Here is a 12,564-nt window from a genome sequence, read left to right as displayed (position 1 = left end):
CTTCTCCCTATTGAGAAAATGGTAAGATAACAGCTTCAGTAACACTCTAGTTCTTTTAAATCTGAAAATCGTCTCGCTAAAATATCAACTTTTTTAGATATCTCATCCAAACTTTTCCATTGATTAGTTACCTCTCGAGAAAGTTCCTCAATGAATTTTTCTTGGTTAGCTAGCTTCATTTCTAATTCTATCAGCCGATCTTCATCCAACATGATTTTTACTCCCTCTTAAATAAAAAACGTGATTAATTCTATTAATTCTCCTCCCTTTTTCTTCCCATAAAAATGAGAAGTAACTTCTCAACTAATTCTACTCATCTATTTGCACATTATAAAAGGTTTATGATGATCTTTATTTTCCCAATCACTCTATGTAACAAATTTCTTTCTTAAGAATCAGAAAATGTTTTTATCTTTACTAAGTGATCTTGACACCATTTTTCATCCTAAAGATCTACATTCCCAGCTTCTTAATTTAAGTGCTATCGTAAATTGAAACGCATTTTATAGCATTAAGGTCAAAGAATACTTTCCTCTGACTTTTACATAATTCTCCTTCAAATTATTATCATATGTATAAATTATTGAAAAAATGCATTCTTGCTTTTATACATACTTTTAGCTATTACCCTCAAATTAGTTTTGTCTCATTGACTTACAAACCTATGCCGCATTAGCTCAGTTGGTAGAGCACATCATTCGTAATGATGGGGTCGCTGGTTCGAATCCGGCATGCGGCACCATATTTTTTTAATGTATTGAAATATATATTTTTTTAATTAATTATCTGTTTGAAGACCACCTTCTAGGGTTTATGCAATTTTATCTAATCTGTTGTTATTTGCTCCGTATTTTTCTCTGGAGTAAATGCTAAAATCTCTTTCTTTCTCCACCTCACTGCTCTCCCTAGCTTATATGGCTCCGGCCCCCTCTGAAGCACCCAATTACGAATCGTTGTTGTGGATATACTAAAAAGTTGTTGTGGATATACTAAAAAGCTGTGCACACTCACGTATTGTTACATATCTATTGCCATCATCAAATATCATCTCATTGCCTTTTTATTTTTTATGTTATGTGAATGGGCTGGGATGCTAGGAGGAGAGAGCTTCCTATATTGTCAAGCAGCTTTTTGTCAAAATCTTTTGTGTCTCTTGTGCTATTGCCTCTAAAAAGATTTCAATAGCTTGATTGATTTGTTTAAGAGGCTGCTGGAAACGTAGCCAATACAACACCAGGCAAAGATGATACCATTGGACCCGAACGCCCTACCAAATGCTTCATATGAAAAAGAAAATATATGAAACCGAACTAATTGTTCAAATTTATTACAGTACAATATTCTTAAAAAAACTATCAAATATCATTGGTCTATATATTGAATATGCTCCACTAATATATTGTTTCAGTTGGAAACAGACTGTAAGAGAGGAGAAACATCCATTATGTTTTTTATGTAACAGTTTATTTAAAATCCTTCATAAAGGTATTTTTTAATGAAATTAAGCAATTAGGGAAAAAAACAAAGAATAATTAAATTAACTATAGATTTTTTTATTAAATATGTATAACACGTTATGTATATGTTTTATTGATTCTAAGATGAGTTTTAGATGTATAATGTTAAATTATAATGTTTTTTTGTTTTTATAAAAAAATTCTGTGGTGCAATTTATGACTTTTGAAATTACTTAAAAATCAACACCTAATTATTTCATTAATTATTATGTCTCTTATTTTTTGTTAAAAATGCTTTTTGTCATTGGAATTATTGAAGTTTTTTCAAGTAAAGTTCTTCTAAATCATTCTGGATCAACTGTAAGAATTTATGAGTGAAATCTATCTGATTATAAATGGATTTATTATAAAGTTATTGTCTTTAGATGGAGATCAATTGCTGCAAAATGAATAGTATTTAGCATAATCTTTATTCAAAAAAATGATATAGATCTTAAAATAATCCACTATGGATGTTTTGAATTTATTATGCCCTTTCGCTGTTCTGTTCTTAAAAATGAGTAGATGTAAGTTTTTAATTCATATCCTGCTTTGTGTAGTTTTTTATAGGTAAAAATAATGCGAAAAATATCAAAAGAAGGGCTTGTATTGATTAAGCAATTGGAAGGCTTGCGTTTATCAGCTTATGAAGATTCTGGTGGTGTATGGACAATTGGTTATGGACATACAAGTGCTGCTGGTGCCCCAAGCGTTCACAAAGATATGCAAATTACGGAAAAAGAAGCTGAAAAAATCCTTTGTCAGGACTTGAGGGAGTATGAAGCTGTTGTTGAAAAAGCCGTTACCGTTCCTTTAAACGATGAACAATTCGCGGCATTAGTATCATTTTGCTATAATGTAGGAATCACAGCATTTCGCAGTTCTACACTTTTAAAAAAGCTTAATAAAGGTGAATATGAAGCGATACCAACCGAATTGCAAAAATGGACAAGAGTGGGAGGAAAACGTATCCAAGGTCTTGTCAATCGCCGAGCAACCGAAGCAGGATTGTGGGCAAAAGGAGCTCATGTTGCCCCCAATTATCATGTAGTAGAACCAGAAGGCGTAACAGGTATTTGCAAAGTAGAAGCTCTTGCACCAATCATAGGTTCTTTTTCAGGGCTTGGAGGTCTTTTTGCAGGAAATGGTCCTGTTCAATGGGTTCTAGCAGGCATTATGGTTTTAGCCGCTTGTACAGCTATGATATACATTGCTAAACGTTTTCAGGAACACCGCCTATGATTTTATGGATAAAAAAATATCTGACAATGACGTCAGCGCTCATAGCAGCTTTTCTTATAGCTTTAGTCAAAGCCTTTTTTCTTGGGAAAAAAGTTGAGAAGCAAAAGCAAACAAAAGAAGATTTCAAGATAGCGACAACACGGCTTGAGGTAGAAAATGAAATTAATAAGAAAAGTGATGCTGATGTGCGCACTAAGCTTTCTAGCTGGTTGCGCGACGAATGAACGAACTTCTTGTATTGGATGGCTGCCAATTTATTTGAATCGACAAGATATCAATGTCATTAGTCCAAATTTGGCGAGAGATATTTTAAAACATAATGAACAAGGTGAACGTTTATGTGGTTGGAGAGATAAACGGAAAATAAAGTGATAAAAATATAATTCCTCTGAAACATCAATCAATGAAAAGATTTGAAAGAGGTGGATACATTCAGATTAAAAGTAAAAGCACTTAAAGGATTAAAACACTCTGGTGGTCGATTAGTTTTAATTAGAGTAACGGAGATGTCTGAGTTGAAGCGAAAGGATTCAACAGATTATGTTTTGTAAAATGATTGAGTCTATTGATGTATTCTATGGGCATCTTTGTTATCCTATCAAAAGAAGATGAGAAAAGATTTTATGGATTGCACTACTATCGTCGTTCAAAGAACTGATCATACACAAAGGCTCTGTTTTCAACAAAATAACATCTAGGAGCTGGCATGCTTGAAGAAAAGAAATCTACGGAGCTATATAATGAATAATGGTAAGGCTTTTATGTGATTTGTAAATGACGTTGCTTCAGCTTCCTAATTATAATAATGATGTTGACGATAAGGCAAATACTTTCGCACTGTATCTGCTTTTTCATGCTAAAGTGGCGGGAAAACATTGTGAATGATCTTGGCTGTTAATTTTTCTATAGGTAAATTCCCTATGTGGGAAATGACATGCAACTCCAGTCGAGAAAACCAGCAACCATTTTTGCTTTTATTTTTTAACTTAGCTTTTTTACTTTCAAAAGTCGCCTAGCAATTTCTTGAAAAATATTGCTTTACTATTTTAAGATAATTTTTTTCTGAAATAAAATCCTTCTTTTAAAATATTACGGTAATATCTTGCAAACTCATGTACTGCTTTTAGAGAAAGTTTGTAATAAGACCGTGCCTTTCACGGCTTTTATTGTGATGTGTATAACGGAAAAATTAAGAGTGCGTATTATCTTTTCGAACATTCAACTACAATCTTATTTCATCACAATATTTATCTTGAGAAGATACTTTTACAAAGATACTGATAATCTATAAATCACTCTCCCCTAATTCACCTTCTCGCTCATCCTTCCATGCATTGCCTGTCCACCTTTTAAACCACCTTAAATTTTTGATATAAAATTTTTTCTTTAATTTTTATTTTTTATTGAATCATAAAAATGATATGTCTCAATCTCACCTCTATGCATCTTTATACGCTCTGATTCTTGTTTCTAAAGCCCAGATTGCCTACATATCGTACTGTTTTTATATTTAATGTATATTTTTAGATTTATTCCTAACTTGTTAGAAAAGTTGCTATATTTTGATAGAAATATCTTCTATCAGTTCACTTTTTTCAAAAGATTCTGAAAGGATTCTCAAAAAGTCTGTAAAGTTAAAGACTATTTAATACGTATTGTTTCTTTTTTAGAAATCAAAATTGGTGATGCCCCATTCCTTACCAGCAATTGTGTTATTTGCAGAGCAGTCTGTATAAGATGGTGTATAAAGTTAACTAAAGTTTTTTGAATTTCTAGCATATTGTTTAAAGACAAAAAACTCCCTCTTATTATGCAAGCAGCTTAGACATCGGCTGATAATCCTCCCGCTTATAAAAATCCTTTCTTTAATAACCTTCAAAACCACAATTAAAGTGGTGAAAGATAAAACAAGATTTTTAGGCGATCATAACGCACAATAAAATCAGACCAGTCTAAATGTTCAATGCTAACACCTGCTAAACAGTGGAAAATAAGTTTTAGCACGCATTCAAATTGGAAGGGCTTAAGCCCCCCGCGCGCTACGATGGTTTTCTACTCTCATCGTACGATTTACATTCCCTCTAAAACTTAATCGCTGTAAATATAAAAATCTTGAAGCCCGTTCTAAATCCGTGAGAGTTTCTGGATCTTGCTGTATTAAACGTTGAAATTCCTCACAACTGCTCATCTGAAATGCTAAATTTTTCATAAAAGGACGATAGTGGCGTTGTAACATCCCTAAAAAGTTTACGACATAACCTGAGAGATTATTGCTGATTTCAGGAGATAGAATCAATTTCTGTTCAAAGAAAATATCACTCATACCAACAAAAAGGTTTAGTTTACATGCCATGAGGAATGTCCTCAAATAATTTTGATATTTTTTTGATCAAATTTCTTTTGTTACCAATATCAGCAGCAACTGGTGTGGAATTAACAGAATGATAATTTTTTATCTTAAAATGTATCCATCATTTTTTACATTCTTTCATCTATCTTAGCCTTCTTTTCACAGCTTCAAATGATAAAAAGTAACTGCAATGTTAAGTCGTTTTGCATCGAACAAATTTCTCGCAAACTATCCCTATTGGCTAGATGACAATCCATCCTCTATTTAAAGAGAGAAAAACTTTTCTTTTTTATTCAGCGATAAAGTAAATATTATCCAATTACTTACGAGTAAGTAATTGGATCAAATGGAAACTGTAATTCTTTCTACTCTGAGTAATCTTGTACCTATTTATATAGGTTTAGGAAAGCGTGCTGTTATGAATATTCATAAAAATGCTTCAAAAATTGATATCAGCAAAACCTCTGTTTAAAAAAGGAAAAGATGTTCTCTTACTTGCTACTGAAGAAACTGTTCAGATTTGTCTTGATGTTGCTAAAGAGATTCAAAAAACATGAAGTTATCCCAACGCTTACAAGTGTGCCAACAATTCAACTTTGAGATAATAGATCAGTGCTAGAGTTATGCCAATCTCACCAATCTGTTGTTGTCTATGAAGAGCATAGTATCAAAGGAGAAGCTTGGAGATGCAATTGTTAAATCGCTTATGGAACAAAACATTCTATGCCAATTTGTATCATTAGGCCCCCCACCATCCCCATCTGCAATAAAAATGAACTGGATATTTTAACAAGTTATAAAATCAATCGAGAACGCATAAATAGTGTTAGAAATGACATACTATACAAAAAATATTCAACTGCTTCCTAATATGCTTGCCAGTTCAAAAACATCATAAATCATTGAGAATACAAGAAAATAAGAAAGAAAAGCATATTAATTCACGCAGTTTTGCTCTCAGTAAACGAGCTTTTTTAAAGATAGTACGGATATTTTTTCATTGCTTAAAAACGTACTCCATAAAAACAATATCATATCCATATAATATATTATCCAATGAACTTAATATAAATAATATATAGATTATAGAAATATTATTTATTAGATACATTTTTTATTATAATTATAGATTAAAATAAATACATATTGACATTTTTAATAATTTTATTTATGTATAATAATTAATATTATTCTATATTAAAATAAAACTAAATGGATTTTATAAATTTACGTTTTATGCCAATGTGGAAAAGAAGTAATTAATATATTATATTTTAATGTTTTTTATATACAGGAGGGAAAAATGCTCACAGCATTATTTATAGCTATTTTTTCTATATCAACAGTTGTTTTACCTTTAATATCAGCACTTGTTCCTTTTTATCCGTAGAATGAGATTTTAATAAAGTAAATAAAATATGTATGCAATGTTATTATTGTTTTTTTTCGTGTTAATTATTATCAATAATATTTAATATTATTGTAGTTACTGAGTATTTTCTGTGATTTTATAGAGGAGCTTATTGATCTTTTCTATTTAACTTTAACTGTCAACATATTTTTAAAATATATAATTATGCTCCTCTATAAAAAGACTTTCTTTTTCTGAAAGAAGTATAACATATTGCTTTCATTGCTTAAAAACATCTATATTTACTAAACTCTTGCGTGTAATATCTTTGATTATCTGAGTACCAGTCAGTGTCATAGCTACCCGCATTTCATTGGCAAAAAGATCAAGGAGATGCATAACACCTTTCTTACCTGCTGCTGCAAGCGCATAAACAAAAGCACGGCCAATCATAACAGCATCCGCGCCTTGTGCTATCATGCGTATAACATCAAGACCAGAACGAACACCTGAGTCCACTAAAATAGTCAAATAATCCTTTACAGCATCCGCAATTGCAGGCAATGCTCGTGTTGTTGATAATACACCATCAAGCTGACGTCCGCCGTGATTAGAAACAACAATACCATCCGCACCAAATTTTACTGCTTCTCGAGCATCTTCTGGATCAAGAATACCTTTCAAAATCATTTTTCCTTTCCAAAAATCGCGAATCCATTGTAGATCATGCCAACCAATTGATGGATCAAAATTTGCACCAAGCCAACCAACGTAATCATCCAATGCAATTTTCTTTTTGAGATAAGCAGAGACATTTCCAAGATCATGAGGGCGCCCCATAACACCAACGTTCCAAGCCCAATATGGATGAGTCAAAGCTTGTAAAAAACGACGTAAACCAGCATAAGGACCAGACATTCCCGAATGCGCATCACGATAACGTGCACCAGGAATTGGCATATCAACTGTAAAAACCAACGTGCGTACACCAGCCAACCAAGCCCGTTCTAGTGCATCACGCATGAAACCGCGATCTTTGAGAACATAAAGTTGAAACCAAAATGCACCTCCAACCGCTTCTTGCACTTCCGCAATAGGACAAACTGAAACAGAGGATAGAGTAAAAGGAATCCCTTTTGCCGCTGCGGCACGCGCTGCTTTTACCTCTCCACGACGTGCATACATGCCCGTTAGCCCAACAGGCGCAAGTACAATCGGTAAATCAAGTGTCTGATCAAAAAGCTTGATTGAAAGATCAACTTCACCAACTTGCCTTAGAATCCTTTGACGCAATGCAAGTGCTTGAAGATCTGTACAATTACGTCGCATCGTTTCTTCAGCATAAGCCCCACCATCAATATAGTGAAAAAGAAAGGGAGGAAGACGACGCTTTGCTGCCTTACGATAATCAAGTGTTGAAGAAATAATCATTGATGGCACCATTGTTTCTAAATGAAAAGAGAAAACATCCTAAAACGCATAAAAGCGAATCCATGTACCTACCTATTCGCTATTCTCCCAAAGCACTCTATTGAATAGATAGAAGCAACAGAGACTGCAACTTTCTAAAAAAACTAATTGATAAAAACAACGTCTTTATTGCTCTTATCCAAATTTAAAATCTCACAGTATGAAGTATCATTAATAACGTATCTACTCATATATTCTTCATGTGCAATTAAAATGTTATTCTCTCTTTAAAGCAATCCCTTTTCGAAAGCGATTGCTCCGTAGCTTAATTAGTTATAATTTAAAGTCGCTTCTCCCTCCAAAGATCCTTACATTATCAGTTATTAAGAATATAGAGTGTCATTAAGTATAAATCATAATCTCCCCCAAAAGATGAAAAAATCCTTTATTAATACTGGAAATAAAGCTGTCGCATACATGCAGAAATCTTCTTATATCAATATTCAAAACTGAGATCTGTTACTTATTCATGAAAGTTTATAAAAATATATAGTGCCTAATTCATATAAAGCATAAAAACTTTTAATGTTCATACCAATAGAAACCTTCATATTTAATTGAATAATTTTCTAGCAATATTATATCTTGAGGCTATAAATGAGTTACTAAAATTAGAACAATGTTTATTGAAAATAATTGTTACTAAACTGGAGTGAAAACTTATCTATTAACGCTTAAGGATAATTTTTATGCGGAATAAAATATACTGGTTATTACACTCTAGAAAAATTGAGCCAATTGCAGCATCCAATCTCGCATATTTACTTTGAAAAGTGAGTAGCTACTGTTATATTGAATTTTATTAACCTATTGATTTATTATCATAAATATGAACAACATATTGAATATAGTAAAATTCTTTTATTGTAAATTTTGTCATGATGAAATAATCAAAACTATTCTTTTGCACATCATAAATGGAGTTCGTATAGATAGAACCTCTTGAAAAAAGAAGTAAAAATGCCTCTCATACCCTCTCAAATGCAAGAGATGAGATAACCTTGGAAATTAAAAATAGAATGCATGACGCCGGTTTTGCGAAGCACAAAATTTTCTTTTATCTAAAATACGTTTTCTGCATACATGTTATCAAAATTCGTGGTTCCCAACTCATTTAAAATGCTTGGACAACTTTAAACCCTGTGCTTGATAATGTGATCCAACATCATGTCCATAAAGGGTTGATGGTCGATTAAGCATATGCTCATAGACCAAACGGCCAATAATTTGACCATGCTCTAAGATAAAAGGAACTTCATGGCTCCGCACTTCTAAAACCGCTCTTGCTCCTTTTCCACCCGCCTCCTTATGCCCAAATCCTGGATCAAAAAAGCCTGCATAATGCACCCTAAACTCGCCCACTAAAGGATCAAAAGGTGTCATTTCTGCGGCATAAAGCGGAGGCACATGAACAGACTCTCGTGAAACTAAAATGTAAAATTCATCAGGATCAAGAACCAACTCCCTTTGACCACGATCAAAAAGAGGTTCCCAAAAATCTAAAACGTGGGCAACGGCACGTTTATCAATATCAATAACACTTGTATGATGTTTACCACGATAACCTATAAGCCCGTTTTCGTCTCCCTTTAAATTAATGGAAAGACCAATACCACCAACACTAATATTAGGAAAATCATCCGATATCAGTGTTTCTTGCCTTTGCAAAGTGTGCAACTCTATTTCATTTAAATAACTTTGCCCTTTTCTAAACCGAAGCTGTGATAAATGTGAGCCTGTATGCACCAAAATTGGAAATGTGCGTGGACTAATTTCCAAATAAAGTGGACCATGATAACCAGCACAAACTTTATCAAACTCTTGAGCATTATCCGTAATGACACGTGTAAAAATATCTAATCGGCCTGTAGAACTTTTGGGATTAGCAACAGCAGATAAAAATTCTGGTAAAGCTAAACTTTCCAAAAGAGGAACAATATAAACACACCCCGTTTCCAAAACGGCTCCACCTCGTAAATCAAACTCATGCAACTTTAACCGTTCAAGCTTATCCAAAACTTTTGTATCAGGTCCCGGCATAAAAGAAGCACGTATACGATAAGCTTTCTCCCCTAAACGAAGATCAAGGCTTGCTGGTTGTATTTGAGATCTATCAAATGGATACTGAGCCTTGAGAAAGTTATTCTCAATCAAAGCTTGTATATCACTATCTGCTAAAATACCGCTTATACGCGCCATATATATTGCCTTCCCTTTTACATTGTTTCTTTTTTGACCTAGATGATAAACTGGTGCAAGCTATTTTAAAGTGATAAAAACTATTTTTATGTTTTTTCCAACCGACTTGTTAACATAAAATAAAATAGGAGGTATTGTAAAAATAATACCTCTCATGTTCTCTTATTCTTGAATGTCTCGCAAATGATGTTATCATAATTTTCTATAGAACCCTTAAGATTCCTGTTAGAATTTATTATGATTATACGCCATCTTAGCGAAAATATTATTAATCAAATCGCCGCCGGTGAAGTTATTGAACGACCAGCAAATGTTGTCAAAGAACTTGTTGAAAACGCTATTGATGCTGGTGCAACACGCATTGAAATTATTACAGCAAATGGTGGAAAAAATTTTATAAAGGTGAGTGATAATGGTTATGGAATTCCTGCAGATCAATTAACTTTAGCAGTTTCTCGCCATTGTACCTCAAAGATTACCGATGACGTACACAATATCTGCTTCCTTGGATTTAGAGGAGAAGCCCTCCCTTCTATTGGTTCTGTTGCTAAACTTAAACTCATTTCACGAACAAAAGATGCTGAGAGCGCTGCTGAAATTTCCGTTACTGCAGGAAAAATTGTAGGACCCAAACCAGCTGCTGCGAATCTTGGAACAATTGTTGAAGTTCGTGATCTTTTCTTTGTCACGCCGGCACGATTAAAATTTATGAAAACTGATCGGGCTGAAACAAATGCTATTAGCGATATGATTAAGCGAATTGCTATCGCATTTCCACATATCCGCTTTTCTCTTTCAGGACTAGACAGAACATCTATGGAATTGTCTGCTACAGAAAATAATATTCAAGGACAATTACAACGTATTACGCAGATTATGGGAAAAGAATTCGCCCCTAATAGCATTGCGCTGAATGCTGAACGCGAAGCGGTGCGCTTAACAGGTTTTGCCTGTTTGCCATCTTTTAACCGAAATAACAGCCTACATCAATTTGCTTATGTTAATGGGCGTCCCGTGCGTGATAAATTTCTATGGAGTGCACTCCGAGGTGCTTATGCTGATGTTATGCCCCGTGATCGTTATCCTGTCGCTATTCTTTTTATTGATCTCCCACCTGCTGAAGTAGATGTTAATGTTCACCCAGCTAAAGCTGATGTACGATTCCGTGATCCAGGATTAATTCGTGGTTTAATTGTTGGAGCTATTCGTGAAGCATTGCAGCAATCTGGTATTCGTCCGACTTCAACCCGTTCTGAAGCAATGCTTACTGCATTTCAAACACAACAACCATTGGCACAACAACCATTAGGCAATTTTAAGAACACGCACCAGTTCTCTTCTTATAACCCACAGCCTCATCATTTTACCAGCGCTTCAATGGTTCACAAACCCCTAGATATTACTAGCTCTTTTGATTTAAAAGAAGATGCTACTCCTATTATGGAGGGCTTAAATATACCAAGTGGAGATGCATACATTCCAAGCACTATACCTTCATCAGAAGAGTTATCTTATCCACTAGGAGCGGCCAGAGCACAAATTCATAAAAACTATATTATCGCCCAAACACAAGATAGTTTGATCATTGTCGATCAGCATGCAGCTCATGAACGATTAGTTTATGAAGCACTCAAAAATGCACTTTATTCCAAACCGCTTCCTTCACAGTTATTACTTATTCCTGAAATTGTAGAACTCTCTGAAGAGGATGCAACATGCCTTTTAACGCATAAAGATGCTTTGCAAAAATTTGGATTAGGAATAGAATCATTTGGACCAGGAGCAATTGTTGTGCGTGAAACCCCTTCCATGTTAGGAGAGATCAACGTCCAAGCTCTTATTAAAGATCTTGCAGATGAAGCCGCTGAGTATGATACAACAAACAATTTAAAAGCAATGCTTGATTATGTTGCAGCAACGATGGCCTGTCACGGTTCAATACGGTCAGGGCGCCTTTTACGCCCCGAAGAAATGAACACACTATTACGACAAATGGAGGCAATACCTAATACAAGTACATGTAATCATGGGCGCCCTACTTATATTGAACTCAAATTGGCAGATATAGAACGGCTTTTTGGCAGAAAATAAGCTCTTCATCATTTTTACAAGAAAAATATTTTAAAATTAACTCTCGACTTTATAATATATTTTATGGCACTTTTCTTGAATCTCTTGTATCAAGTAAAAAGGAGTTATAATGTTTCCCAATGGTGAACGCGAAGCAAAAATTCATTATTCTAATAACGGATATGACATTATAGAATATGGTACCTATACCATTTGTGCCGTTAGCGGGCAAAAAATCCCTATAGATGATTTAAAATATTGGAATCATCACCGCCAAGAAGCATATGCTAGTTGTGAAATATCCTATCAGCGTGAACTTGAGTGCAACCCATATCTCAAGCAATTATTAAAAACAAAAGAAAAATAACCCCTCGAAAGCTACAAAT

Annotated in this window: 9 protein-coding genes, 1 tRNA gene and 1 pseudogene; 6 read left to right on the top strand and 5 right to left on the bottom strand. The window is 34.0% G+C overall.

Going from position 1 to position 12,564, the window contains the following annotated elements:
• Window positions 1-35 precede the first annotated feature (35 nt).
• Complete coding sequence (locus ACFINM_RS07225; protein ID WP_375630300.1) at window positions 36-212, bottom strand: SlyX family protein; 177 nt, start codon at window positions 210-212, stop codon at window positions 36-38.
• A gap of 454 nt (window positions 213-666) precedes the next feature.
• Here ACFINM_RS07225 and ACFINM_RS07220 point away from each other — a divergent pair.
• Window positions 667-742 (top strand) — tRNA-Thr (locus ACFINM_RS07220).
• A gap of 83 nt (window positions 743-825) precedes the next feature.
• Here ACFINM_RS07220 and ACFINM_RS07215 read toward each other — a convergent pair.
• Window positions 826-1,048 (bottom strand): annotated as a pseudogene (locus ACFINM_RS07215) (DNA-binding protein).
• 1,027 nt (window positions 1,049-2,075) lie between these two features.
• On the opposite strand from ACFINM_RS07215, the gene ACFINM_RS07210 reads away from it, so the two are divergent.
• Complete coding sequence (locus ACFINM_RS07210; RefSeq protein WP_375612387.1) at window positions 2,076-2,738, top strand: lysozyme; 663 nt, start codon at window positions 2,076-2,078, stop codon at window positions 2,736-2,738.
• Entirely contained in the window at window positions 2,735-2,962 is a 228-nt protein-coding gene (locus ACFINM_RS07205) for a hypothetical protein (protein ID WP_375618608.1), read from the top strand. The genes ACFINM_RS07210 and ACFINM_RS07205 overlap by 4 nt, the downstream gene beginning before the upstream one ends.
• A gap of 1,799 nt (window positions 2,963-4,761) precedes the next feature.
• Here the strand turns inward: ACFINM_RS07205 and ACFINM_RS07200 are convergent.
• Window positions 4,762-5,091: a hypothetical protein gene (locus tag ACFINM_RS07200; RefSeq protein ID WP_375612385.1), complete on the bottom strand. Its 330-nt coding sequence runs from the start codon at window positions 5,089-5,091 to the stop codon at window positions 4,762-4,764.
• A 343-nt stretch (window positions 5,092-5,434) separates the two neighbouring features.
• On the opposite strand from ACFINM_RS07200, the gene ACFINM_RS07195 reads away from it, so the two are divergent.
• A complete protein-coding gene (locus tag ACFINM_RS07195) occupies window positions 5,435-5,560 on the top strand; it encodes a hypothetical protein (protein ID WP_375612384.1) in 126 nt (41 codons plus the stop codon).
• Between the two features lie 1,158 nt (window positions 5,561-6,718).
• On the opposite strand, the gene lldD is transcribed toward ACFINM_RS07195, so the two are convergent.
• Window positions 6,719-7,870 (bottom strand): FMN-dependent L-lactate dehydrogenase LldD, encoded by a 1,152-nt coding sequence (gene lldD / locus ACFINM_RS07190; RefSeq protein WP_375612383.1) that lies wholly within the window; start codon window positions 7,868-7,870, stop codon window positions 6,719-6,721.
• 1,149 nt (window positions 7,871-9,019) lie between these two features.
• Window positions 9,020-10,108: a 2'-deoxycytidine 5'-triphosphate deaminase gene (locus tag ACFINM_RS07185; RefSeq protein WP_375621066.1), complete on the bottom strand. Its 1,089-nt coding sequence runs from the start codon at window positions 10,106-10,108 to the stop codon at window positions 9,020-9,022.
• A 237-nt stretch (window positions 10,109-10,345) separates the two neighbouring features.
• On the opposite strand from ACFINM_RS07185, the gene mutL reads away from it, so the two are divergent.
• Window positions 10,346-12,199 carry a DNA mismatch repair endonuclease MutL gene (mutL, locus tag ACFINM_RS07180; RefSeq protein ID WP_375621067.1) on the top strand — a complete coding sequence of 618 codons (1,854 nt, stop codon included), beginning with the start codon at window positions 10,346-10,348 and terminating at the stop codon, window positions 12,197-12,199.
• A gap of 109 nt (window positions 12,200-12,308) precedes the next feature.
• Window positions 12,309-12,545 carry a DUF2093 domain-containing protein gene (locus ACFINM_RS07175; protein WP_375608064.1) on the top strand — a complete coding sequence of 79 codons (237 nt, stop codon included), beginning with the start codon at window positions 12,309-12,311 and terminating at the stop codon, window positions 12,543-12,545.
• Window positions 12,546-12,564 lie beyond the last annotated feature (19 nt).

Source organism: Bartonella sp. AA168HLJHH (assembly GCF_042197365.1).
In the GTDB taxonomy this organism is placed as follows: Bacteria; Pseudomonadota; Alphaproteobacteria; order Rhizobiales; family Rhizobiaceae; genus Bartonella.
The sequence above is the reverse complement of the archived record's forward strand: the minus strand, read 5'-3'. Positions and strand labels throughout refer to the sequence as shown.